The sequence below is a fragment of the Streptomyces sp. NBC_00704 genome (assembly GCF_036226605.1).
GTDB lineage: Bacteria > Actinomycetota > Actinomycetes > Streptomycetales > Streptomycetaceae > Streptomyces.
The window spans coordinates 1,784,787-1,808,197 of the sequence record NZ_CP109000.1; the positions used below are offsets into that span (position 1 = coordinate 1,784,787).

21 protein-coding genes and 1 riboswitch are annotated in these 23,411 nt (G+C 74.7%); of the genes, 10 read left to right on the forward strand and 11 right to left on the reverse strand.

Going from position 1 to position 23,411, the window contains the following annotated elements; translation table 11 throughout:
- A complete protein-coding gene (locus OG802_RS07910) occupies positions 1-756 on the forward strand; it encodes an SDR family oxidoreductase (RefSeq protein ID WP_329408517.1) in 756 nt (251 codons plus the stop codon).
- Positions 757-815: 59 nt separating this feature from the next.
- Here the strand turns inward: OG802_RS07910 and amaP are convergent, their stop codons facing one another.
- From amaP to OG802_RS07935, 5 genes are read right to left on the reverse strand one after another with little or no spacing between them, the layout of a single operon-like run.
- Positions 816-1,394: an alkaline shock response membrane anchor protein AmaP gene (gene amaP, locus OG802_RS07915; protein WP_329416984.1), complete on the reverse strand. Its 579-nt coding sequence runs from the start codon at positions 1,392-1,394 to the stop codon at positions 816-818.
- A 2-nt stretch (positions 1,395-1,396) separates the two neighbouring features.
- The gene (locus OG802_RS07920; protein WP_329408519.1) at positions 1,397-2,029 is read right to left on the reverse strand and encodes a DUF6286 domain-containing protein; all 633 of its coding nucleotides are present in this window, start codon (positions 2,027-2,029) and stop codon (positions 1,397-1,399) included.
- A complete protein-coding gene (locus OG802_RS07925) occupies positions 2,026-2,460 on the reverse strand; it encodes an Asp23/Gls24 family envelope stress response protein (RefSeq protein WP_443055198.1) in 435 nt (144 codons plus the stop codon). The genes OG802_RS07920 and OG802_RS07925 overlap by 4 nt, the downstream gene beginning before the upstream one ends.
- Positions 2,457-2,642, reverse strand: a complete 186-nt coding sequence (locus OG802_RS07930; protein WP_190191314.1) for a hypothetical protein — start codon at positions 2,640-2,642, stop codon at positions 2,457-2,459. Before OG802_RS07930 ends, OG802_RS07925 begins: the two co-directional genes overlap by 4 nt.
- A gap of 55 nt (positions 2,643-2,697) precedes the next feature.
- Positions 2,698-3,180: an Asp23/Gls24 family envelope stress response protein gene (locus OG802_RS07935; protein WP_329408524.1), complete on the reverse strand. Its 483-nt coding sequence runs from the start codon at positions 3,178-3,180 to the stop codon at positions 2,698-2,700.
- A 96-nt stretch (positions 3,181-3,276) separates the two neighbouring features.
- Here OG802_RS07935 and OG802_RS07940 point away from each other — a divergent pair, with 96 nt between their 5' ends.
- The gene (locus OG802_RS07940) at positions 3,277-3,990 is read left to right on the forward strand and encodes a nucleopolyhedrovirus P10 family protein (RefSeq protein ID WP_329408525.1); all 714 of its coding nucleotides are present in this window, start codon (positions 3,277-3,279) and stop codon (positions 3,988-3,990) included.
- Between the two features lie 21 nt (positions 3,991-4,011).
- On the opposite strand, the gene OG802_RS07945 is transcribed toward OG802_RS07940, so the two are convergent.
- From OG802_RS07945 to OG802_RS07955, 3 genes are all read right to left on the reverse strand, one after another.
- Positions 4,012-4,815, reverse strand: a complete 804-nt coding sequence (locus tag OG802_RS07945) for an enoyl-CoA hydratase/isomerase family protein (RefSeq protein ID WP_329408526.1) — start codon at positions 4,813-4,815, stop codon at positions 4,012-4,014.
- Between the two features lie 119 nt (positions 4,816-4,934).
- A complete protein-coding gene (locus tag OG802_RS07950; protein ID WP_004002281.1) occupies positions 4,935-5,156 on the reverse strand; it encodes a helix-turn-helix domain-containing protein in 222 nt (73 codons plus the stop codon).
- Positions 5,157-5,478: 322 nt separating this feature from the next.
- Positions 5,479-7,077 (reverse strand): ABC-F family ATP-binding cassette domain-containing protein, encoded by a 1,599-nt coding sequence (locus OG802_RS07955; RefSeq protein ID WP_329408527.1) that lies wholly within the window; start codon positions 7,075-7,077, stop codon positions 5,479-5,481.
- Between the two features lie 400 nt (positions 7,078-7,477).
- Between OG802_RS07955 and OG802_RS07960 the strand changes: the two genes are divergently transcribed.
- On the forward strand, positions 7,478-7,891 hold the full coding sequence (locus OG802_RS07960) for a VOC family protein (protein WP_329408528.1): 414 nt from the start codon (positions 7,478-7,480) through the stop codon (positions 7,889-7,891).
- Between the two features lie 59 nt (positions 7,892-7,950).
- On the opposite strand, the gene OG802_RS07965 is transcribed toward OG802_RS07960, so the two are convergent.
- The 3 genes from OG802_RS07965 to OG802_RS07975 form a co-directional block, all read right to left on the reverse strand.
- A complete protein-coding gene (locus OG802_RS07965; RefSeq protein WP_329408529.1) occupies positions 7,951-9,387 on the reverse strand; it encodes a hypothetical protein in 1,437 nt (478 codons plus the stop codon).
- A 180-nt stretch (positions 9,388-9,567) separates the two neighbouring features.
- A complete protein-coding gene (locus OG802_RS07970) occupies positions 9,568-10,704 on the reverse strand; it encodes an alpha/beta hydrolase (RefSeq protein ID WP_329408530.1) in 1,137 nt (378 codons plus the stop codon).
- A gap of 933 nt (positions 10,705-11,637) precedes the next feature.
- Complete coding sequence (locus OG802_RS07975) at positions 11,638-12,369, reverse strand: class II aldolase/adducin family protein (protein WP_329408531.1); 732 nt, start codon at positions 12,367-12,369, stop codon at positions 11,638-11,640.
- 241 nt (positions 12,370-12,610) lie between these two features.
- Here OG802_RS07975 and OG802_RS07980 point away from each other — a divergent pair, with 241 nt between their 5' ends.
- From OG802_RS07980 to cobO, 7 genes are all read left to right on the forward strand, one after another.
- Complete coding sequence (locus tag OG802_RS07980; RefSeq protein WP_329408533.1) at positions 12,611-13,897, forward strand: inorganic phosphate transporter; 1,287 nt, start codon at positions 12,611-12,613, stop codon at positions 13,895-13,897.
- A 34-nt stretch (positions 13,898-13,931) separates the two neighbouring features.
- Positions 13,932-14,153: a hypothetical protein gene (locus tag OG802_RS07985; protein WP_329408535.1), complete on the forward strand. Its 222-nt coding sequence runs from the start codon at positions 13,932-13,934 to the stop codon at positions 14,151-14,153.
- Positions 14,154-14,337: 184 nt separating this feature from the next.
- Positions 14,338-14,479, forward strand: a riboswitch (cobalamin riboswitch).
- A 108-nt stretch (positions 14,480-14,587) separates the two neighbouring features.
- Positions 14,588-15,553 (forward strand): cobalamin biosynthesis protein, encoded by a 966-nt coding sequence (locus OG802_RS07990; protein WP_329408537.1) that lies wholly within the window; start codon positions 14,588-14,590, stop codon positions 15,551-15,553.
- Positions 15,550-17,082 carry a cobyric acid synthase gene (locus OG802_RS07995; protein ID WP_329408539.1) on the forward strand — a complete coding sequence of 511 codons (1,533 nt, stop codon included), beginning with the start codon at positions 15,550-15,552 and terminating at the stop codon, positions 17,080-17,082. Before OG802_RS07990 ends, OG802_RS07995 begins: the two co-directional genes overlap by 4 nt.
- Positions 17,079-20,735, forward strand: a complete 3,657-nt coding sequence (gene cobN / locus OG802_RS08000) for a cobaltochelatase subunit CobN (protein ID WP_329408540.1) — start codon at positions 17,079-17,081, stop codon at positions 20,733-20,735. Before OG802_RS07995 ends, cobN begins: the two co-directional genes overlap by 4 nt.
- The gene (locus tag OG802_RS08005; RefSeq protein ID WP_329408542.1) at positions 20,732-22,801 is read left to right on the forward strand and encodes a putative cobaltochelatase; all 2,070 of its coding nucleotides are present in this window, start codon (positions 20,732-20,734) and stop codon (positions 22,799-22,801) included. The genes cobN and OG802_RS08005 overlap by 4 nt, the downstream gene beginning before the upstream one ends.
- On the forward strand, positions 22,801-23,409 hold the full coding sequence (cobO, locus tag OG802_RS08010; protein ID WP_329408543.1) for a cob(I)yrinic acid a,c-diamide adenosyltransferase: 609 nt from the start codon (positions 22,801-22,803) through the stop codon (positions 23,407-23,409). Before OG802_RS08005 ends, cobO begins: the two co-directional genes overlap by 1 nt.
- The last annotated feature ends 2 nt before the right edge of the window (positions 23,410-23,411 follow it).

Sequence of the window (23,411 nt, forward strand, 5' to 3'; positions counted from 1 at the left end):
ATGGATCTTGGACTGAAGGACCGGGTGTACGTCGTCACGGGGGCCACGCGGGGCCTGGGCAACGCCGCCGCGCGCGAGCTCGTCGCGGACGGCGCGAAGGTCGTCCTGACGGGGCGGGACGACGAGCGCGTCGCCGCCGCGGCGGCCGAGCTGGGGCCGAACGCCGTCGGCGTGGCCGTCGACAACGCCGACCCCGGCGCCGCGGGCCGCCTGATCGCCGCGGCGCGGGAGGCGTTCGGCGGGTTCGACGGGGTGCTGGTGAGCGTGGGCGGGCCGCCGCCCGGGTTCGTCGCGGACAACACCGACGAGCAGTGGCAGGCCGCGTTCGAGTCGGTGTTCCTCGGCGCGGTGCGCCTGGCGCGGGCCGCGGCGGCCGAGCTGGAGGCGGGCGGGGTCATCGGGTTCGTGCTGTCGGGATCGGTGCACGAGCCGATCCCGGGGCTGACCATCTCCAACGGGCTGCGCCCGGGGCTCGCCGGGTTCGCCAAGTCGCTGGCCGACGAGCTGGGGCCGCGGGGCATCCGGGTCGTGGGGCTGCTGCCCGCCCGGATCGACACCGACCGGGTGCGCGAGCTGGACGCGCTGTCGGCTGATCCCGAGGCGACCCGGACCGCGAACGAGTCCCGGATCCCGCTGCGCCGCTACGGCGCCCCCGAGGAGTTCGGCCGGGCGGCCGCGTTCCTGCTGTCGCCCGCGGCCTCCTACCTGACGGGGATCATGCTCCCGGTCGACGGCGGGATGCGGCACGGGTTCTGACGCGCGCCGCCGGGCGCCGGACCGGTCACCGGCTGCGCCCGGCGGCCCAACTCGGCGGCTCAACTGACCCGTCGCGCCTTGTGCTTGGCGGCCTTGAGGCGCACCGTCGCCGGCAGCGCAGGCAGCGCCGCGGAGTCCCTGGCGTGGGCCAGGGCCTCCGCCGTCAGCCGGTCCAGCGTCGTCGCCGGGTCCACATGGGGTTCCAGGAGCAGCCGGACGTGCGCCGCGGGGGCGTCCCTGCGGCCGGTCAGCCGGGCGTGGGCGTGGGAGACGCCGTCCAGGCGGCCGGCCTCGGCGGCGAGCACGCCTTCCAGGGCCCTGCCGCGCAGCAGCGCCCCCGCGCCGTCGCCCGTGTCGACGAGGACCTCGCCGAGCCGGCGACGGCGCAGGACCGCGACGAGCCACCACAGGGCCAGCAGCACCAGCAGGGCCAGGGCGGCGACGACGGTCGGCCACCACCAGGCCTCGGCGCGCCAGCGGGTGCGTTCGGCGGTGGTGAGGAGCACGTCGTGGCGGCCGTGGTGGAGCCACCAGGAGGGCGGGGACGCGCCGAGTCCGACGGCCAGCACCGCGCCGCCGACGGCGAGCAGCAGCAGCCCGGCGACTCCGACGAGCACGCGGTCGACGGTCCTGAGCATCGTCACCCCTTCTTCCCCGGCCGGCGCACATGGACCGACAGGCGGGGCGGCCGGGCCAGGCCCAGACCGCGGATCGCGTCGGTGAGGACGGTGTCCAGGTCCTCGTGGACGTCGTCCAGGTCGCGGAAGTGGCAGACGGCGCGGACATCGGCCCTGCGCCGGCGCACGCGCACCCGCGCCGACTGCACGCCCGCGATCTCCATGGCCCGGTCGCGCAGCACCAGCCCGGCGGCGTCCCGGTGCAGGCCGGCGCGGACGTCGGGGTGGGGGCGGCTCATGGGCAGGACGTGCCGCAGGCCCGGCGTGACGGCCAGGACGATCAGCCACAGGCCGAGGGCGGCCGCGACGCCCGCGCCGACGAGCACCCAGACGTCGTCCAGCGGCCGCTCGGCGAGCTGGCGGGCGAGGGCGCGCCGCCAGGCCATGGCGGGCCGGTGGGCGCGCACCTCGGCGATGTCGTAGAGGAAGGCGCCCGCGACGACCAGCAGCAGCGCCGCGACGACGGCGGCCGGCGCCCGGCGGGCCGACCAGAAGCGGTGCTCGGCGGGTGCTGCGGCCGGTTCGGGGGCGTGGTCCGGTGCGGGCTTTTCCAGTACGGGCACCGCGCCGGCCGGTGGGCCGTCGGGCTCGCTCATCGTGTCCTCCCCTGCGCCGCGCCGGGGGCCGCTGTCAGGTGCAGCCGTTCCACCTGGACGGCGACCTCCGGAACCTCCATTCCCACCAACGCGCCTACCCGCTCGGCGACATGTCGACGCACCTCGTGGCAGCGGGCCCCGATGTCGGTGGGGTAGCCGAGTTCCAGATGGACCCGGACGTGCGCCGCGTCCACCGGGGGCTCCCCGGACGACGGGGGTCGCGCGTGGGGGCGGACGACGACGGTGGCGTGCGGGGGCCCGGCGTCCGCGGGCAGCGGGCCGACCGCCTCGCGTGCCGCCCGGGCGGCGACCTTCGCCACGACCCGGTCGGCGATGCGGGTCGCGCCGCGCCGGTGCGCGGGGACGGCGGACGGACGGCTGACGGCGTCGCCGCCGTCGCCCGCTTCGGTCGCGGTGGCCACGGGGGTCACCTACGGCGGTCGTCGCGGGAGCGGAACAGGTCGCCGAGGTCCAGGTCCCCTTCCAGGAACCGGCCGACGACGAACCCGATGGCGCCCAGGGCCGCCACCAGCAGGAATGCCCCGAACCCGCCGAAGTATCCGGCGAAGCCCAGCGCCATGCCGGCGATCATGCCGACCACGGCCATGCTCAAGATGCTCTCCCCTCGGCGGCCCGGTCACCCGGGTCCGCTGCGTGTCGGTCGCGGGTCACTGGATCCGGGGCTGCTCGGGTTCCTCGTCCTCCTCGTCGGGCAGTTTGACGTCGCTCACGGCGATGTTGACCTCGACGACCTCCAGGCCCGTCATGCGCTCCACGGCGGCGATCACGTTCTCCCGCACGGCCTGGGCGACGTCGGCGATGGCCACGCCGTAGTCGACGACGATCTCCAGGTCGAGCGCGGTCTGCACCTCGCCCACCTCGGCCTTCACGCCCCGGGTGACGGACTTGGAGCCGCCGGGCACCCGGTCGCGCACGGCGCCGAAGGTGCGGCTGAGGCCGCTGCCCATGGTGTGGACCCCGAGCACGTCCCGGGCCGCGAGACCGGCGATCTTCTCCACGACCCCGTCGGCGATGGTGGTCCGTCCGCGGGTCGCCGGGTCCCCGCCGCCGCGCCGGGGCGTCCTGCGGTTCTGCGGCTCGCCGCCGCCGTCGGTGGTCTGCGTGCGGTTCTGCTCGACTGCCTCGGTCATCGCCGTACGTCCTTACGTCCGGTTCCTTTTCGTCCCTTTCAACCACGTTAAGCGCGGTTGCTCCTCCTCGCTCCGCCGATGCGGCACGCTGGAGTGATGACGGCGGACGGATGGACGAGCGCGGTACGGCACCAGCTGGGCCTGGGCAGGCTCCTGCCGCTGGGCGGGCCGCGGGACGGCGCGTGGATCACGGAGGCGGCGGCCGCGGCGGTGCTGCGGCGGGCGGTACGCCACATGGAGGGCGTCCGGCTGGACGCGCTGCGCCTGGCGGCGGCCGAGCCGGAGACGGCGCGGGAGCCCGCCGTACCGCCTCCGCCCGGCGCGCAGCCGCCCGGGCCGGTGCGGGTGACGGCGGACATCGCCGTGTTCGCGTCCGAACCGCTGCCCGCGACGGCGTCCCGTCTGCGCGAGGTCCTGGCGGCGGCCGCGGCGGAGCGGCTCGGCCTGGCGGTGTCGGAGGTGGACCTCAGGGTGACGGCCCTGCTCGACGAGGAGCGGGCGCCGGAGGCGGCAGGGCCCGGGCCCGAACCCCCGCCGGTGGGGGCGGCGCAGCACGGCGACGAGGCCCGGGCGACGGTCGCCGCGCTGTCCGTGGCCGGGGTGACCCGGCTGACCGACGCGATCGGCAGGGCGGTGCGCATCGAGGAACGCGAGCACACGGCCGCACTGCCGCACCGCCACGCGCGCGTGGAGATCGCGGTGAGCGCGCGGCACCGGGCCCTGGACGTGGCCCGGCAGGTGCGCGCGGCGGTGTCGGAGGCGCTACGGGATCATCCGACGGTGACCGTGCTGGTCACAGCCGTGGAGTGAGCACGGTGCGCGAGGGCCTGCTCATTCGCCGATTCCGGCCAGGTCCCGCAGCCGGCGGCCCTGGGCGGCGCGCTCGGCGGCGCGCTGCTCGTCGTAGGTGCGGTCGCCCGCGCCGCGCAGCAGCGCCTTGGTCTCGATGACGGCCTCGCGGGGCGCGGCCAGGATCGACGCGGCCAGGTCGCGGACGGTGGTGTCGAGGTCGGCCGCGGGCACGGCGGCGTTGGCCAGGCCGCTGCTCACCGCCTCCTCGGCGTGGACGAACCGGCCGGTGACGCAGATCTCGACCGCGCGGCCGTAGCCGACGAGGGAGACGAGGGGGTGCGTGCCCGTCAGGTCCGGGACCAGTCCGAGGCTGGTCTCACGCATGGCGAACTGCACGTCGTCGGCGACGACGCGCAGGTCACAGGCGAGGGCCAGCTGGAAGCCCGCGCCGATGGCGTGGCCCTGGACGGCGGCGATGGACACGACGTCGTTGCGCCGCCACCAGGTGAAGCCCTCCTGGAATCCGGCGATGGCGGCGTCGAGTTCGGCGTCGCCGCTGCGTGCGAGATCGATGAAGGACGGTTCGCCCTCGATCCCCTCGGGCGTGAACATCTGCCGGTCGAGTCCGGCGGAGAAGGACTTGCCCTCGCCGCGCAGCACGACGACGCGGACGGAGCCCGGCACCAGCCGGCCGGCTTCGGCGAGGGCGCGCCACATGGCGGGGCTCTGCGCGTTGCGTTTGGCCGGGTTGGTCAGCGTCACCGTGGCGAGCGCGTCGTCGACGGTGAGCCGTACGCCGTCCTTGTCGAGCAGGGGAACGAGTTCCTGGTCGGGCGTGGCCATGGGGCGCCTCCGGTGGGTGCGGTCAGCTAGCGGTCAGCTAAGTGACTGCACAGTAACCACCCGGCCGATCGGATCACCGACCGGGTGGCCACCGTCGTAGCCGATGGGCCGCCCGGAGGTCAGGACGAGGCGGCCTTCTTGCCTCGGGTCGCCCCGCCACGCCCACGGAGCGTGACGCCCGACTCGCTGAGCATCCGGTGCACGAAGCCATACGAGCGGCCGGTCTCCTCGGCCAGTGCCCGGATGCTCGCACCGGAGTCGTACTTCTTCTTCAGGTCTGCCGCGAGCTTGTCGCGCGCGGCGCCGGTCACCCGGCTGCCCTTCTTCAGAGTCTCGGCCACCCGTGCCTCCTCATGGGAAGTGCGCTCTGGTCTCCTCATGATCACCCCTCCGGGACGGGATGGCCACCCATTCGGCAAGGTCCGTGCGAGACGGTTTTGACGACAGGAGCGCGTCCCCACAAGCGGAATTCCGAATTCCAGGTGTGCGCGTTCGTACCGCCGAACGGGTTCTCTCGCGAAATGCCAGGTCAGAGACGCGGAACGGCCGACCCCTTGTCGACAAAGGGGTCGGCCGGGAAATCGGTGTATGACACACCTCGATACGAGGAGATCTCACACAGATGATGGATCACCGATGGGCCGAATGATCCATTGCCGATGATCAAGCCAGGGCGACGAGATCCGCGTAGTCCGAACCCCACAGGTCCTCGACGCCGTCCGGCAGCAGGATGATCCGCTCCGGCTGAAGCGCCTCCACCGCGCCCTCGTCGTGGGTGACGAGGACGACCGCGCCCTTGTAGGTGCGCAGCGCGCCGAGGATCTCCTCGCGGCTGGCGGGGTCGAGGTTGTTGGTGGGCTCGTCGAGGAGCAGGACGTTGGCCGAGGAGACCACGAGGGTGGCCAGGGCCAGCCGGGTCTTCTCGCCGCCGGAGAGCACGCCCGCCGGCTTGTCCACGTCGTCACCCGAGAACAGGAACGAGCCCAGCACCTTGCGGACCTCGACCAGGTCCAGGTCGGGGGCCGCGGAGCGCATGTTCTCCAGGACCGAGCGCTCGGGGTCGAGGGTCTCGTGCTCCTGGGCGTAGTAGCCGAGCTTGAGGCCGTGGCCCTCGATGACCTCGCCCGTGTCGGGCTTCTCGGCGCCGCCGAGCAGCCGCAGCAGGGTCGTCTTGCCGGCGCCGTTCAGCCCGAGGATGACGACCCGCGATCCCTTGTCGATGGCCAGGTCGACGTCGGTGAAGATCTCCAGCGAGCCGTAGGACTTCGACAGGCCCTCGGCCATCAGCGGCGTCTTGCCGCAGGGGGCGGGCTCGGGGAAGCGGAGCTTGGCGACCTTGTCGGAGACGCGGACCGCCTCCAGGCCGGAGAGCAGCTTGTCGGCGCGGCGGGCCATGTTCTGCGCGGCGACCGTCTTGGTGGCCTTGGCGCGCATCTTGTCGGCCTGCGAGTGCAGTGCGGCGGCCTTCTTCTCCGCGTTCTGCCGCTCGCGCTTGCGGCGCTTCTCGTCCGACTCGCGCTGCTGCTGGTAGAGCCGCCAGCCCATGTTGTAGACGTCGATCTGGGACCGGTTGGCGTCCAGGTAGAAGACCTTGTTGACGACCGTCTCGACCAGGTCGACGTCGTGGCTGATGACGATGAAGCCGCCGCGGTAGGTCTTGAGGTAGTCGCGCAGCCAGACGATGGAGTCGGCGTCGAGGTGGTTGGTCGGCTCGTCGAGGAGCAGGGTGTCCGCGTCGGAGAACAGGATGCGGGCCAGTTCGACGCGGCGGCGCTGGCCGCCGGAGAGCGTGTGCAGGGGCTGGCCCAGCACGCGGTCGGGCAGGTTGAGCGCGGCAGCGATGGTGGCGGCCTCGGCCTCGGCGGCGTACCCGCCCTTGGTGAGGAACTCCGTCTCCTGGCGCTCGTACTGGCGCATCGCCTTGTCGCGGGTGGCGCCGCTGCCGTTGGCGATGCGCTGCTCGTTCTCGCGCATCTTGCGGATCAGGGTGTCCAGTCCGCGCGCGGAGAGGATGCGGTCGCGGGCCAGGACGTCGAGGTCGCCGGTGCGCGGGTCCTGCGGGAGGTAGCCGACCTCGCCGGAGCGGGTCACCTGACCGGCGGCCGGGATGCCCTCACCGGCGAGGACCTTGGTCAGGGTGGTCTTGCCGGCGCCGTTGCGCCCGACCAGACCGATGCGGTCGCCCTTGGCCACACGGAAGGAGGCGTTCTCGATGAGGATGCGGGCGCCGGCGCGCAGCTCGATGCCGGAGGCGGAGATCACGGACAGACTCCAGAGCGGGGGTGATTGACGGGATGGGCGGCTGAGGACGTTCCCGCCGTCTAATGCGCGAGGAGAATGGCCATGACGACAGTCTAACGGGACCGTGCAAGCACTTTTTCTGGTCCAGGCGTTCGATCCCGCCGGATCACCGGGGCCCGGACGGTCCGCCGCTCCCCCGGCCCGCGCGGATCGCCGGTCCGGCGCAGGCCGGGGGCGATGTCAGTGCCGGGTGCCAGACTGTGACCGGGCCGGAAATCCGGCAGGAATCACACCCCGGGCCGCAGTCCGGACCGCCAGGGAGCGGCACGGACCGGCACGGACCACAGCTCAGGGAACACGCGACACGGCTCACCATCACCACTCACCATCACGGCTCATGGAACACAAGGGAGCGATCGGCATGGCAGCGACGAACGGCGGACGTCCCAGTCTCTTCCCGACGGTGTTGTACGCCGACGCGAAGGCGGCGATCCGGCAGCTCACCGAAGCCCTGGGCTTCACCGAGCTGTCCGTGTACGAGGGGGAGGACGGCTCGGTCATGCACGCAGAACTCGCGCAGGGCAACGGCGCGGTGATGCTCGGGTCCAAGGGGCGCGGCGGCGTCTTCGACACGGCGATGAAGGGCGCGGGCCCGGCCGGCGTGTACGTCGTGGTGGACGACGTCGACGCGCATCACCGGCGGGCCGTGGAGCACGGCGTGGAGATCCTGATGCCCCCGACGGACCAGGAGTACGGCTCGCGGGACTACATGGCCCGCGATCTCGAGGGCAACCTCTGGAGCTTCGGCACGTACACCCCGGAGATACCGGGCTGACCGCTCGCGCGCGGTCCGTGCGCCGCGCGCCGTCGGCCGCGCACAGCCGCCGGGGCCGGTCAGCTGCCGCCGGTGTGCACCTGGAAGGCGGCCCGGCGCACGGCCTTGGCCAGGGCCGGGTCGGGGTGGGCGGCGGCCAGCGCCACCAGCACCTGCACGGTGCGCGGATGCCCGACGGCCCGCACCTCGGTCAGCAGGGCCGGCACGGTCGGCTGGAGCGCGGACTCCAGGTGGCGTACCAGCATCGGCGCCTCGCCGTGGTCGGCGACGGCCGCGGCGGTGTCGACCCACAGCCAGGTGGCCTCCTCACGGGTGAGGACCTCGTGGGCGTCCTCGGGGTCGGCGCCGTCGTGCTCGGCGAGCCACAGCAGGGCGTACGGCCGCAGGGCGGGCTCGTCCACGACCGCGCGGACGTCGGGCTCGGCCGGTGCGCCCACGACGCGCAGCGCCTCGAAGGCCAGGCCGCGCAGCAGGGCGTCGTCGCCGCGGGCGGCCAGCAGCAGTTCGCTGACGGCGCTGCCGACGGTGCGGGCGGCGAGCCACGCGCGGTACTCGGCGCGGGCCGCGTTGGGCCGCAGCTGGGCGCAGCCGCGGAGCATGGCCTCGGCCGACTGCTCGATGTTCCCGGCGGGGCTCTGCGCGGCGACGCAGATCTGCTCCAGCTTGACCCAGACCGCCCAGCTGCCCAGCGGCGTGAGGGTGGCGTGCGCGTCGCCGTAGGTGAGGGCGCCCACGGAGGCGAGGGCGCGCAGGGCCCAGTCGAGGAGGGGGGCGAGTTCGGCGTCCCGGGCGGGCTCGGCCGGTTCGACGTCGGCGGAGGTGACCGGGGCGAGCGGCGTCGCGGGCTCGGAGCCGGCGCTGTAGGGGACCTCGCAGCGTTCGGTGCGCAGTTCGGTGACGCGCTGGCGCAGCAGGTCCAGCAACTGCTCGACGGGGACGGGCCCGGCCGACAGCTGGAGGAAGGAGAGCACCTGGGGCATGGCCGAGACGACCTCGGCGACCGCGCCCGGCTCCTGGTCCACGGGTTCCGGGGAAGCCAGGGACCAGGCGTCGAACAGGGCGACCCAGCCGCGCAGGACGGCGCTGTCGTCGCGGTTCCAGGCGCGCAGCCGCCAGCCGGGGCGGGCGCTGTCGCCGTGCACCTCGACGAGGCCGGCGAGCCGGGCGGTGTCCCAGTCGGCGCGGATCCGGTCGGTGGTCAGGCCCAGATCGGCGGCGGCCCGCCGGGCGGTCGCGTCGGAGAGCGTGGCCTTGCCGTCGGTGGTCGCGGCGTCTCGGCCGGGGCCGAGGGCGTTGTCGGCCCAGCGGGCGACGCGGGCCGCGGCGGCCAGTCCGGAGCGCGCCATTCTGGCCAGCTCCGCGGGCGCCGGAGTGCCCTCCGGCGGGCGGGGGGCGGGGCGGCGCGGGCGCCGCTCGTTCACAGCTGAGGGGGCGGCGGCCAGGGGTCGCGGGCGGACGAGTCGAAGCCTGGAGTCGCGCGGGATACGGGACGTCACGGGTGCAGTCTTCCGGTTGACGGTCCGAAAACCCAAACGGAATGCCCCGGCGGGCCGGTGGACCGCCCGGCGGCCGGGGTGGAGTGAGGGCGGCTCGGCGCGTTCAGGCCATTGGTACGGACTTAAACGGAACCCTCGTGGCCGTGCGGGGCGGCCCGGTCGCGGGGCGGGGGCGCGGGCTCACATCAGCGGGGTCAGGAAGCGGCGCAGCGCCTCCTCGTAGGCGGCGGGGTCGGCGTTCCACATGGCGCCGTGCGGGGCGCCCGCCACGGTGTGCAGGGTGACGAGGTCGGGCCGGCGGGCGGCGAGGCGGCGGGAGAGGCCCCAGGGGGCGACCGCGTCGTCGGGCCCGTGCACGATCAGGGCCGGCACCCGCAGCCGGCCGGGGGCGGCGGCCGCGGCCACGGGGTCGCCGGCGCCGGCGCGCAGGCCGGTGCGGCCCTCGGCGGCGCGGACGGCGAGCGGCAGCAGGGCCCCGGGGGTGTGCCGGGCGGCGGCGAGGGCGCGCAGCGTGGTCCGCCAGTCGAGGACCGGGGAGTCGAGCACGAGCCCCGACACGAGGTCGCGCAGGCCCGAGTCGGCGGCGGCGCGCAGCGCCATGGCGGCGCCGGTGGACCAGCCGAGCAGGACGACGCGTTCGGCGCCGTAGCGCACGGCGTACCGCATGGCCGCGTCGAGGTCGCGCCACTCGGTCGCGCCGAGGTGGTTCAGCCCGTCGGGCGAGCGGGGGGCGCCGAGGTCGCCGCGGTAGGCGAGGGCGAGGACGGGGAAGCGGCGGCGGTGCAGGAAGCCCATGAGGTTCAGGGCGTGTTCCCTGGTGGCGCCGAGGCCGTGCACGGCGATCACCCAGGTGCGGCGGGCGCCGGGCACGAACCAGGCGGGCAGGTTGCCCAGTTCGCCGGGGACGTCGACGTCGGCGTGGTCCAGGCCGAGGGCGCTGCCCGGGTTGCCGACGTGCAGGTTCGGCGTCAGCCAGACCGCGTCCCCGGAGTCCAGCGAGCCGTGGGTGACGCGCTCCAGGCGGCGCACGACGGTGTCGACCGGGTGCGGGGCCGTGGGCAGGACCGGGCCGACGACCGCGTGCGAGCCGTTGCCCGACAGGCCGTAGGCGCCGGGGCGCAGGGCGGCCAGGTCGCGGGTGAGGGTGATCTGTCCGGCGGCCGTGCCGTGCACGGTGAGCCGGGGCTCGGTGGGCAGGGGCCGGCCGGGCGGCGCCTTCAGCGCGGCGTCGCTGGCGAGCCGGCCGGCGGCGACACTGGCTGCGCCGGCGACCAGGGCTGCGGTGACGGCGGCTGCCGTCGCTGTGACAGTGCGCACCCGCCCAGTCTCCAGGCCAAGGCCCACGACGGCCAGTGGTGGGCCCACGCGGAGTGACGCCGATCGGGCAGCGGGCCCGAGTGAGAACGCCCGCACGACGGTGAACCCGAGCGAGGCGCCGCCGCCTGGCAGCGGGCCCACGTGGGCGACGGCCGCATGGCGGCGGACCCACGCGAGGCGACGCCCACCCGGTGGTGGACCCCAGCGGAGTGACGCCCGCGTCCGACCCGGTCCCGGCGCTGCGGAACCGGTCCCCCGCCTGGCTCCTCAGGCCGAGCACCACGACGGCCCGGTGGGCCTGCGCAGAAGACCGCCCGCGGTGGCCCACCCCTGGGCAACGCCTGCCTGCCCCCGCGCGGCGCGCGGCCGGGCAGCCGGACGCGGCGGCGCGAGCGCACCGGAACGGCGGCCGAACGCGGCGGCGCGGCACGGCGGCCGACCGAACGCAGAAGCCGGGCGCGGCGGGCGTTGGGGCAGCCGGCCGGGGGCGGCGACGCGGGCGGCGCGGAGCGGAGGGCGGTGGCGCGGACGCGGCGGTGCGGAGCGGAGGGCGGCGGGCCGGACACGACGGCCCGGAGCGGAAGACGGCGGGCCGGACACGGCGGTGCGGGCGCGGCGGCACGGAACGGAGGGCGGTGAGCCGGGCGCGGCAGCACGGAACGGAGGGCGGTGAGCCGGGCGCGGCAGCACGGAGCGGAAGACGGCGAGCCGGACACGGCAGCACGGAGCGGAAGACGGCGGGCCGGACACGGCGGTGCGGGCGCGGCGGCACGGAGCGGAGGGCGGTGAGCCGGACACGGCGGCACGGAACGGAGGGCGGTGAGCCGGACACGGCGGCACCGAGCGGAAGGCGGCGGGCCGGACACGGCGGCACCGGGCGGAAGGCGGTGGGCCGGGGGCGGTGGGGTGGAGCGGAGGGTGGTGGGGTGGGGGTCAGGGGTGTTGGCCGTAGGTGTGGAGGCGGGTCGTCGCCTGTGTCAGCTGGTCGTTCGTCAGCAGTGTCGGGGTGCGGCCGGGGACGGACGAGGCCGTGAGCCAGAGCCGGCACATCCACTCGAGTTGGGCGGTGCGGTCGTAGGCCTGGTCGAGGGTGGCGCCGTGGGTGAGGGTGCCGTGGTTCTGCAGCAGGCAGCCGCTGCGGCCGTCGAGCGCGCGGAGCATGTTCTCGGCCAGTTCCTCGGTGCCGTAGGTGGCGTAGGGGGCGACCCGGACGGGTCCGCCGAGGGCGCCCGCCATGTAGTGGACGAGGGGGAGTTCCGGGACGAGGGTCGAGACGGCCGTGGCGTGCACGGCGTGGGTGTGGACGACGGCCCCGGCGTCGCAGGAGCGGTATACGGCGAGGTGCATGGGCAGCTCGCTGGTCGGGACCAGGGCGCCGAGCACCTGGCGTCCGGTGAGGTCGACGCCGGTGACGTCGTCCGGGGCGAGCCGGTCGTAGGGCACTCCGGACGGGGTGACCAGCACGGTGTCCGCGACGCGTACGGAGACGTTGCCGGAGGTGCCGACGACGAGGCCGTCGGTCACCGTGCGGCGGGCCGTCGTCACGAGCGCGTCCCAGGCCCGCGCCTCCTCGGGGGTCGCGCGCCTGGTGTGGCGCGGGGTCGGGTCCTGCCCGCCGGGCCCGGGATCCGGGGCGTCCGTCTGCTCGCGTCGCTGGTCGGCCATACCGCGATCCTGCCAGGGGACGGCGGTTCCCGGGGCCGGTCGCGGCGCCTTCCGCGCGCCCGGCGGCGCGGGCCGGCGGGCGTGCCGTCAACTGCCGCGCCGGGCACGGTGGAAGGGCCGTCGGACGGGGCGGGGAACAGCCCCGGAGAACGACACCCCGACGCCCGTCCCAGTTCATCTTCCGTTCACCCGGATTGCCTACGGTCGACACACCAATGACTTCGAACGATTGCCTGGGTAAATGGAAAGCTTCTCGCTGATCCTCGCGATTGTGGTTATCACCGCACTCGCGTTCGATTTCACGAACGGTTTCCACGACACCGCCAACGCGATGGCCACGACCATCTCGACCGGTGCACTCAAACCCAAGGTCGCGGTGGCGATGTCCGCCGTGCTGAACCTTGTGGGCGCTTTTCTCTCGGTGGAGGTCGCCAACACGATCTCCAAGGGTCTCGTCGACGAGACCGGCATCCGTCCCGAGGTCATCTTCGCCGCCCTGGTCGGCGCGATCCTCTGGAATCTGCTGACCTGGCTGGTGGGCCTGCCCTCCAGCTCCTCCCACGCCCTCATGGGCGGTCTGATCGGCGCCACCGTCGCCTCCGCGGGAAGCGGTGCGGTCCACGGTGACGTGCTGGTCACCAAGGTGCTGCTGCCGGCGGTCGCGGCGCCGATCGTGGCGGGCGTCGCCGCGATGTTCGCGACCCGGCTGTCGTACACCCTCGGCAAGAAGGCCGACGGCAGGGCCGCGGCGAAGGGCTACCGCACCGGCCAGATCGCCTCGGCCGGGCTGGTCTCCCTCGCGCACGGCACCAACGACGCGCAGAAGACGATGGGCATCATCACCCTCGCCCTGGTCGCGGGCGGCGCCGTGGCCCCCGACTCCGACCCGCCCACCTGGGTCATCCTCTCGGCCGGCATGGCCATCGCGCTCGGCACCTACCTCGGCGGCTGGCGCATCATCCGCACCATGGGCAAGGGCCTGACCGAACTCCAGCCGCAGCAGGGCTTCGCCGCCCAGACCAGCGCCGCCACGGTCATCCTGGCCTCCTCCCACCTCGGCTTCTCCCTCTCCACCACCCACTCGGTCTCCGGTTCGGTGATGGGCGCGGGCCTGGGCCGCAAGGGGGGCGTGGTCCGCTGGTCCACGGCGACCCGCATGTTCGTGGCCTGGGGCCTGACCCTGCCGGCGGCGGCCCTGGTGGGCGCGCTCGCCGAGAAGGTGACCGGCCTGGGCGACTGGGGCACGGCCGTGGTGGCCGTCTTCCTGATCGCCTCCAGCGCGGCCATCTGGAAGATCTCCCGGCGCGAGGTCGTCGACGCCTCCAACGTCAACGACACCGAGGAGCCCGCGGGCGTCGTCACGACGGCGATCGCGGCCGTCGCCCCGCCCCCGGCGGGTTCCCTCGCCGACGATCTGACGGCGACCATCCCCTCCCCGGCCCCGGTTTCGGCCCCGATGCCGGTCCCGGCCTCGGTCGCGGTCCCGGAGTCCGTCGCCCCCGCCGTGCCGCCGGCCGCGGCCGTCTGATCCGGCCCGTCCGGCACGAAGGAAGAGAAGCGTCATGAAGATCGACTGGGCAGCCCTGGGCTCCGTGTTCGGCGTCAGCCTCGTGGTCACCGTGGGCCTCGTGGCCCTGTTCACCCTCGGCATCATGGGCCTGTCGCGCCAGGAGCGCGCCACGGCCGAGGGCGGTTCGGCCGCCCTCGCGGTGACGGGCGCGTACGCGTGCTTCGCCGCCTGCGCGGCGGCGGTGGCGTACGGGATCTCCCTGATCGTGGCCTGACGGGCCACCAGGACACCGGAACAGCAGAACACCTGGCCACCGGGCCACCCGGACATCGGGGCACAGGGACACCGAGGGGTGCGGGACGGGTCGCCGTCCCGCACCCCTTCGCGTGTGACCGCGGCGATCGCCCGCGTGTGGGGTTCTGCACACTCTCCCCCCGCAGGTCAACGGCAAGTTGACGGCCCTTCCGGGCCCGTGGTGGACTGCCCGGGCCATGTACGGCGGCAGAAGAGGAAGCCGGTGTGAATCCGGCGCGGTCCCGCCACTGTCACCGGGGTAGTAACCCCCGGGAGCCAGGAACTCTCGCCGCGGTCTCGTCGAACCAGGGCGTGGACACCCTGAGTGAGGACACATAGCCATGTTCGGCTGCCCGTCGAGCGCCTCGCGCGCCACCCCCAGCCCGTCGGCCGCCCGCACGGCCGGCTGAGCCGATGGGTGCCGATCGCGTTCACGCGTACGGCGCCGCCGCCGGCCTCCTCGGCGACCTGCTCCTCGGCGACCCCCGCCGAGGGCATCCGGTCGCCGCGTTCGGCCGGGCCGCGGGCGCCGTGGAGCGGCTGCTGTGGCGGGACCACCGGGGCTGGGGCGCCCTGCACACCGCGGTGTGCGCGGGCGGCGCCGTCGCCCTGGGGGCCGTCGCCGCGCGGACCGTGCGCCGCTCCCCCACCGCATCCGTCGCCCTGACCGCCGCCGCCACCTGGTCCGTCGTCGGGGGCGCCTCCCTCGTGCGCGAGGCTCGGGGCATCGCGCGCGCCCTGGAGGCCGGGGACGTCGACACGGCCCGGGAACGGCTGCCGCGGCTGTGCGGGCGCGACCCGCAGGCCCTGGACGCCGACGGGATCGCCCGCGCCGTGGTGGAGTCCGTCGCCGAGAACACCTCCGACGCCGTCGTCGGCGCCCTGGTGTGGGGCGCCGTGGCCGGTGTGCCGGGGCTGGCCGGGTTCCGCGCCGTCAACACCCTCGACGCCATGGTCGGGCACCGGTCGCCGCGCCATCTGCGCTACGGGTGGGCGTCGGCGCGGCTCGACGACGTCGCCGGCTGGCCCGGGGCGCGGCTGACCGCCGTGCTCGCCGCGGCCGCCGGGGACGACCCCCGGGGCGCGGTGCGGGCCTGGCGCGCCGACGCCCGCAGGCACCCCAGTCCCAACGCCGGCCCGGTGGAGGCGTCCTTCGCGGGCGCCCTCGGGGTGCGGCTGGGCGGGACCCTGTCGTACGGCGGCCGCGTCGAGCACCGGCCCGTGCTGAACGGGGCGGCCGGGCGGCCCGTCGTCGCCGGGGACATCGAACGTGCGGCGCGGCTCTCGCGCCGCGTCGGCCTGCTCGCGCTCGGCGTGACCGTCGCCGCGCGCCGGGTCGCGACAAGGGCGCTCGACGCGCGGAAGGGGCGTATGTCATGAGCGGGGGCCTGCTGGTGGCCGGCACCACCTCCGACGCCGGCAAGAGCGTCGTCACGGCCGGGATCTGCCGGTGGCTGGTCCGGCAGGGGGTGAAGGTCGCGCCGTTCAAGGCGCAGAACATGTCGCTGAACTCGTTCGTCACGCGCGAGGGCGCCGAGATCGGGCGGGCGCAGGCCATGCAGGCGCAGGCCTGCCGCATCGAGCCGACCGCGCTGATGAACCCGGTGCTGCTCAAGCCCGGCGGGGAGCGGAGCAGTCAGGTGGTGCTGCTGGGCAGGCCGGTGGGCGAGATGAGCGCCCGCGGCTACCACGGCGGGCGGCAGCAGCAGCTCCTCGGGACCGTTCTCGACTGTCTCGCCGAGTTGCGGGGCACGTATGACGCGGTGATCTGTGAGGGGGCCGGAAGTCCCGCCGAGATCAATCTGCGGCGGACGGACATCGTCAACATGGGGATCGCCCGCAACGCCGGGCTGCCCGTGCTGGTCGTGGGCGACATCGACCGCGGCGGGGTCTTCGCCTCGTTCTTCGGGACCGTCGCGCTGCTGTCCCCCGAGGACCAGGCGCTGGTCGCCGGGTTCCTCGTGAACAAGTTCCGCGGCGACGTCTCCCTGCTGGAGCCGGGACTGGACATGCTGCACGGGCTCACCGGGCGGCGCACGTACGGCGTGCTGCCGTTCCGGCACGGGCTCGGCATCGACGAGGAGGACGGCCTGAGGGTGTCGCTGCGGGGCACCGTGCGCGAGTCGAACACCGCCGCGCCGGTCGGGGAGGACGTGCTGCGCGTCGCCGTCTGCGCGGTCCCGCTGATGTCGAACTTCACGGACGTGGACGCGCTGGCCGCCGAACCCGGCGTCGTCGTGCGGTTCGTGGACCGTCCCGAGGAGCTGGCCGACGCCGACCTGGTGGTGATCCCGGGGACCCGCGGCACGGTGCGGGCGCTGCGGTGGCTGCGCGAACGCGGCCTGGCCGAGGCGATCCTGCGCAGGGCCGCCGAGGGGCGGCCCGTCCTCGGCGTCTGCGGCGGCTTCCAGATCCTCGGCGAGCACATCGAGGACGACGTCGAGAGCCGGCGCGGGCGGGTCGACGGGCTCGGCGTCCTCCCCGTCCGGGTGCGGTTCGCCCGCGAGAAGACCCTCACCCGGCCGGCCGGCGTCGCCCTGGGCGAGCGGGTCGAGGGCTACGAGATCCATCACGGGGTCGCCGACGTCACCGGGGGCGAGACCTTCATCGGCGACGGCGAGGGACGCGCCCTGGACGGCTGCCGGGTCGGGCAGACCTGGGGCACGCACTGGCACGGCTCGCTGGAGTCGGACGGGTTCCGGCGGGCGTTCCTGCGCGAGGTGGCGGCGGCCGCGGGCCGCCGGTTCACACCGGCCCCCGACACCTCCTTCGCCGGGCTGCGCGAGGAGCAGCTCGACCGGCTCGGCGACCTGATCGAACAGCACGCGGACACCGGCGCGCTCCGGCGGCTCATCGAGTCGGGCGCGCCGCAAGGACTGCCTTTCATCCCACCGGGAGCGCCCGCATGAGCACAGTGTTGTTGTTGTCGACCGCCGACACCGATCTGCTGGCGGCCCGGGCCGCCACCGGCGTCGACTACCGGATCGGCAACCCGACCCGCGTCGACGTCGAGCGGGAGCTGCCCGCGCTGCTCGACGGCGCCGGCATCGCCGTCGTCCGGCTGCTCGGCGGGAAGCGCGCCTGGGAGGACGGGCTGGCCGTGCTGAAGGCGTCCGGCGTGCCCACCGTGCTGCTGGGCGGGGAGAGCGTGCCGGACGCCGAGCTGATGGCCGAGTCGTCGGCGCCGGCCGGCGTGGTGGCGGAGGCGCTGCGGTATCTCGTGGCGGGCGGCCCGGCCAACCTGGCCGAGCTGGCGCGCTTCCTGTCCGACACCGTCCTGCTGACCGGCGAGGGGTTCGAGGAGCCGCGCGCGATGCCGGAGTACGGCGTCCACGGCTCCTACGAACTCCGCGACGGCCGGCCGACCGTGGGCGTGCTGTTCTACCGGGCCCACGAGCTGAGCGGGAACACCGCCTTCGTGGACACCCTGTGCGAAGCGGTCGAGGCGCGCGGCGCCAACGCCCTCGCGGTGTACTGCGGTTCGCTGCGCGGCGCGGACGCCGGGCTGTACGAGATCCTCGGCCGCTGCGACGTCCTGGTCGCCACCGTCCTCGCCTCCGGGGGCACGCACGCCTCGCAGGCGTCGGCGGGCGGCGACGAGGAGGCCTGGGACGTCGGCGCGCTCGCCGAGCTGGACGTGCCGGTGCTCCAGGGGCTGTGCCTGACGTCGTCGCGCGCGGCGTGGGAGGCGTCCGACGCGGCCCTGTCCCCCATGGACGCGGCGATGCAGGTCGCGATCCCGGAGTTCGACGGGCGGATCGTCACGGTCCCGTTCTCCTTCAAGGAGCAGGGGCCCGACGACGTCCCCGTGTACGTCGCCGACCCCGAGCGGGCCGCCCGGGTCGCCGGGATCGCCGTCCGGCACGCCCGGCTGCGGCACAAGCCGAACGGCGAGAAGAAGCTCGCCCTGGTCTTCACGGCCTACCCGACCAAGCACTCGCGGGTCGGCAACGCCGTCGGCCTGGACACGCCCGTCTCGGCCGTGCGCGTGCTCGACGCGCTGCGGGACGCGGGCTACGTGGTCGAGGGGCATCCCGACGACGGCGACGAGCTGATCCACCGTCTCATCGCCGCCGGCGGCCACGACGTGGAATGGCTCACCGAGGAGCAGCTCGCGGCCGCGCCCGCGCGGGTGCCGCTGGCCGACTACCGGGCCTGGTTCGACCGGCTCGACCCCGCACTGCGCGAGGGCATGCTGGAGGCGTGGGGCGAGCCGCCGGGCTCCCTGTACGTCGACGGCGACGACATCGTGCTGGCCTGCCTGCGGTTCGGCAACGTGGTGGTGATGATCCAGCCGCCGCGCGGGTTCGGCGAGAACCCGATCGCGATCTACCACGACCCCGACATGCCGCCGTCGCACCACTACATGGCCGCCTACCGCTGGCTGGAGAACAGCTTCGGCGCGGACGCGATCGTGCACATGGGCAAGCACGGCACGATGGAGTGGCTGCCGGGCAAGGGGCTCGGGCTGAGCGGCGGCTGCGCGCCGGACGCCGTCCTCGGCGAACTGCCGCTGGTCTACCCGTTCATCGTCAACGACCCGGGCGAGGGCACCCAGGCCAAGCGGCGCGGGCACGCCACCGTCGTCGACCATCTCGTCCCGCCGATGGCGCGGGCGGACACCTACGGCGACCTGGCGAAGCTGGAGCAGCTGCTCGACGAGTACGCGCTGGTCTCCGACCTCGACCCGGCGAAGGCGCCGGCCGTGCGCGCGCAGATCTGGACGCTGGTGAAGGCCGCCGAGCTGCACCACGACCTGCACGTCGACGACCAGCCCGACGACGACGCCTTCGACGAGTTCGTCATGCACATCGACGGCTATCTGTGCGAGATCAAGGACGTGCAGATCCGTGACGGCCTGCACATCCTGGGCGGCGGGCCGGTCGGCGAGGCGCGGGTGAACCTGGTGCTGGCCGTGCTGCGCGCCTCGCAGGTGTGGGGCGGGCAGGCCCACGCGCTGCCGGGTCTGAGGGCGTCGTTCGCGGCCCATTTCGGGCTCGACGAGAAGGAGTTGCTGGCCGAGCCGGGCGCGCCGGTGAAGGCGCCGGTGGAGCTGACCGATCTGGTCGAGGGGCCGTCGCGGTCCGCGGCCGACGCGATCGACCTGCTGGAGCAGTTGTGCCGGCGGGTCGCGGAGGGCATGGAGGCGCGGGACTGGGCGGTCGTCGAGTGCGCCGCGCTCGTGCGCGAGGTCGTGGGGGCCGAACTGCCGGACGCCGTCGCGGTGCTGGAGTTCGCCTGCCGCGAGCTGGTGCCCAGGCTCGCGCGGACGACGGACGAGATCGGACACATCCTCAAGGCGCTGGACGGCGGTTACGTGCCCGCCGGGCCCTCGGGCTCCCCCACCCGCGGTCTGGTCAACGTGCTGCCGACCGGCCGCAACTTCTACTCCGTCGACCCCAAGGCCATTCCATCCAGGCTGAGCTGGGAGGTCGGGCAGTCGCTCGCCGACTCCCTCGTGCAGCGGTACCTGACGGACACCGGCGCGTACCCGAAGTCCGTCGGCCTGACGGTGTGGGGCACGTCGGCGATGCGCACGCAGGGCGACGACATCGCCGAGATCCTGGCGCTGCTGGGCTGCCGCCCGGTCTGGGACGACGCCTCGCGCCGGGTGACCGGTTTCGGGATCGTCCCCCTCGCGGAGCTGGGCCGGCCGCGCATCGACGTCACCGTCCGCATCTCCGGCTTCTTCCGGGACGCGTTCCCGCACGTGGTCGGGCTGATCGACGACGCGGTGCGGGCGGTGGCCGAGCTGGACGAGCCCGCGGACGCCAACTACGTGCGCGCCCACGTCGACGAGGACACGGCAGCGCACGGCGACCGGCGGCGCGCGAGCGCCCGGATCTTCGGCTCCAAGCCGGGGGCGTACGGGGCCGGTCTGCTGCCGCTGATCGACGCCCGCAACTGGCGCTCGGACGCCGACCTCGCCGAGGTGTACGCCGTCTGGGGCGGCTACGCCTACGGGCGCGGGCTGGACGGGCGGGCCGCGCGCGGGGACATGGAGACGGCGTTCAGGCGGATCGCGGTGGCCGCGAAGAACGTGGACACCCGCGAGCACGACCTCGTCGACGCCGACGACTACTTCCAGTACCACGGCGGCATGGTCGCCATGGTGCGCCATCTGACGGGTGCCAGCCCCGAGGCGTACGTGGGCGACTCGGCGACTCCGGACCAGGTGAGGACGCGCACGCTGGGCGAGGAGACGCACCGGGTGTTCCGCGCCCGGGTGGTCAACCCGCGCTGGATGGCGGCGATGCGGCGGCACGGCTACAAGGGCGCGTTCGAGATGGCTGCGACCGTCGACTACCTCTTCGGGTACGACGCCACGGCCGGGGTCGTCGACGACTGGATGTACGAGAAGCTCAGCGCGGAGTACGTCTTCGACGCGGACAACCGCGACTTCATGAAGAAGTCCAACCCGTGGGCGCTGCGCGGGATCACGGAACGACTCCTGGAGGCCGCCGACCGCGGTCTGTGGGCGGAGCCGGACGCCGACACGATCGAGCGGCTGCGCGCCACCTACCTGGAGCTGGAAGGCGATCTGGAGGACGACCAGAAGTGAGCACTCCTTTCCCGTTCACGGCCGTGGTCGGCCAGGACGACCTGCGGCTCGCGCTGCTGCTGAACGCCGTGTCGCCGGCGGTGGGCGGTGTGCTGGTCCGCGGCGAGAAGGGCACCGCCAAGTCGACGGCCGTGCGGGCCCTGTCGGCGCTGATGCCGGCGCTGGACGTGGTCGTCGGCTGCCGGTTCTCCTGCGACCCCGGCTCCCCCGACCCGGCCTGCCCGGACGGCCCGCACGAGCCGGGGGCGTTCGCGACGCGGCCGGCGCGCACGGTCGAGCTGCCGGTGGGCGCGTCGGAGGACCGCCTGGTCGGCGCCCTCGACATCGAGCGGGCGCTCGCCGAGGGCGTCAAGGCCTTCGAGCCGGGGCTCCTCGCGGACGCGCACCGCGGGATCCTCTACGTCGACGAGGTCAACCTGCTGCACGACCACCTGGTCGACCTGCTGCTGGACGCGGCCGCGATGGGCGCCTCGTACGTGGAGCGCGAGGGCGTCTCCGTGCGGCACGCGGCGCGGTTCCTGCTCGTGGGCACGATGAACCCCGAAGAGGGCGAACTGCGGCCGCAGTTGCTGGACCGGTTCGGGCTGACGGTGGAGGTGGCCGCCTCGCGCGAGCCCGACCTGCGGGTGGAGGTCGTCCGGCGCAGGCTCGCCTACGACGACGATCCGGCCGCCTTCGCGGCGCGCTGGGCGGACGAGGAGGCCGCCGTGCGTGCGCGGATCGCGGCCGCGCGTGCGCTGCTGCCGTCGGTGCGGCTGGGCGACGCGGCGCTGCGGCAGATCGCGGCGACCTGCGCCGCGTTCGAGGTGGACGGCATGCGGGCGGACATCGTCATGGCGCGCACGGCCACCGCGCTGGCCGCCTGGGCCGGGCGCACCGACGTCCTCGCGGAGGACGTGCGGCAGGCCGCGCTGCTGGCGCTGCCGCACCGGCGGCGGCGCAATCCCTTCGACGCGCCGGGCCTCGACGAGGACAGGCTCGACGAGACGCTGGAGGAGTTCGGCGGCCGGGACGACTGTGCCCCCGGTGACGACGCCGGCGCCGGACCGGACGACGACCCGGGGGACGGCGACCGCGGCGACGGCGGTCCCGACGACGGACCCGACGACGACGGACCCGGCGGAGGCGGCGGCCGGCCCGCCCCCGACGCCGCTCCGGACGGCGGCGACGCGGGGGCCCGGCCCGAGGCCGGGCAGGACGGCGCACCGCAGCCGTCGGGCCCCTCCGAGCGGTCGGCCGTGCGGGCCGCCGAGCCGTTCCGCACCAAGGTGCTGAGTGTGCCGGGCATCGGCGAGGGGGCCGCCGGACGCCGGTCGCGGGCCCGGACCGAGCACGGCCGCACCACGGGCGCGCGCAGGCCCAGGGGCGCCCTGACCAAGCTGCATCTGGCGGCGACCGTGCAGGCGGCCGCGCCGCACCAGCGGGCGCGCGGGCGCAGCGGGCCCGGCCTGGTGGTGCGGCGGGACGATCTGCGGCAGGCGACCCGCGAGGGGCGCGAGGGCAACCTCGTGCTGTTCGTGGTCGACGCCTCCGGGTCGATGGCGGCCCGGCAGCGGATGAGCGCGGTGAAGGGCGCGGTGCTGTCGCTGCTCCTCGACGCCTACCAGCGGCGCGACAAGGTGGGGCTCGTGACGTTCCGGGGGGCCGCGGCCGAGCTGGCGCTGCCGCCCACCTCGTCGGTGGACGCCGCCGCCGTACGGCTGGAGTCGCTGCCCACGGGCGGGCGCACGCCGCTGGCCGCCGGGCTGCTGAAGGCGCACGACGTGCTGCGGGTGGAGCGGCTGCGCGATCCGGCGCGCCGGGCGCTGGTCGTGGTGGTCACCGACGGGCGGGCCACCGGCGGGCCGGAGCCCGTCGCCCTCGCCGGGCGGGCGGCCCGGCTGTTCGCGGCCGACGGCGTCGCCTGCGTGGTCGTGGACTGCGAGTCCGGGCCCGTGCGGCTGGGGCTCGCCGGGCAGTTGGCCGGTGAGCTGGGCGGCGCCGCCGTCACGCTGGAGGAGCTGCGGGCGGACTCCATCGCCGGGCTGGTCAAGGACGTGCAGGGGACTTCGAGGAGGGCCGCGTAATGCCGCAGGGACAGCCGAGCGTCGTGCCGGACGACGGACTGACGACCCGCCAGCGCCGCAACCGGCCGCTGGTGGTCGTGCACACCGGCGTCGGCAAGGGCAAGTCGACCGCCGCGTTCGGGCTCGCCCTGCGGGCCTGGAACCAGGGCTGGCCGATCGGGGTGTTCCAGTTCGTCAAGTCGGCGAAGTGGAAGGTCGGCGAGGAGAACGCGCTGCGCGTGCTGGGGGCGTCCGGTGAGGGCGGCTCCGTGGACTGGCACAAGATGGGCGAGGGCTGGTCCTGGGTGCAGCGCGGTCTCCAGGGCGACAACTCGACCAACGAGGAGAAGGCCCGCGAGGGCTGGGAGCAGGTCAAGCGGGACCTGGCCGCCGAGACGTACAAGCTGTACGTGCTCGACGAGTTCGCGTATCCCCTGCACTGGGGCTGGGTCGACGTCGACGAGGTCGTCGACGTTCTGCGTCACCGGCCGGGCGCCCAGCACGTGGTGATCACCGGGCGCAACGCGCCGGACGAGCTCCTCGACGCCGCCGACCTCGTGACGGACATGTCCAAGGTCAAGCATCCGATGGACGCGGGCCAGAAGGGCCAGCGGGGCATCGAGTGGTGACG

Coding starts and splice junctions, on each gene's coding strand:
- OG802_RS07975 (WP_329408531.1), bottom strand. CDS start 12,369: ATGGCCGACCAGCGACGCGAGCAGACGGACGCCCCGGATCCCGGGCCC.
- OG802_RS07985 (WP_329408535.1), top strand. CDS start 13,932: ATGAAGATCGACTGGGCAGCCCTGGGCTCCGTGTTCGGCGTCAGCCTC.
- OG802_RS07960 (WP_329408528.1), top strand. CDS start 7,478: ATGGCAGCGACGAACGGCGGACGTCCCAGTCTCTTCCCGACGGTGTTG.
- OG802_RS07980 (WP_329408533.1), top strand. CDS start 12,611: ATGGAAAGCTTCTCGCTGATCCTCGCGATTGTGGTTATCACCGCACTC.
- OG802_RS07920 (WP_329408519.1), bottom strand. CDS start 2,029: ATGAGCGAGCCCGACGGCCCACCGGCCGGCGCGGTGCCCGTACTGGAA.
- OG802_RS07990 (WP_329408537.1), top strand. CDS start 14,588: ATGGGTGCCGATCGCGTTCACGCGTACGGCGCCGCCGCCGGCCTCCTC.
- OG802_RS07910 (WP_329408517.1), top strand. CDS start 1: ATGGATCTTGGACTGAAGGACCGGGTGTACGTCGTCACGGGGGCCACG.
- OG802_RS07995 (WP_329408539.1), top strand. CDS start 15,550: ATGAGCGGGGGCCTGCTGGTGGCCGGCACCACCTCCGACGCCGGCAAG.
- amaP (WP_329416984.1), bottom strand. CDS start 1,394: ATGCTCAGGACCGTCGACCGCGTGCTCGTCGGAGTCGCCGGGCTGCTG.
- cobO (WP_329408543.1), top strand. CDS start 22,801: ATGCCGCAGGGACAGCCGAGCGTCGTGCCGGACGACGGACTGACGACC.
- OG802_RS07945 (WP_329408526.1), bottom strand. CDS start 4,815: ATGGCCACGCCCGACCAGGAACTCGTTCCCCTGCTCGACAAGGACGGC.
- OG802_RS07940 (WP_329408525.1), top strand. CDS start 3,277: ATGACGGCGGACGGATGGACGAGCGCGGTACGGCACCAGCTGGGCCTG.
- OG802_RS07935 (WP_329408524.1), bottom strand. CDS start 3,180: ATGACCGAGGCAGTCGAGCAGAACCGCACGCAGACCACCGACGGCGGC.
- cobN (WP_329408540.1), top strand. CDS start 17,079: ATGAGCACAGTGTTGTTGTTGTCGACCGCCGACACCGATCTGCTGGCG.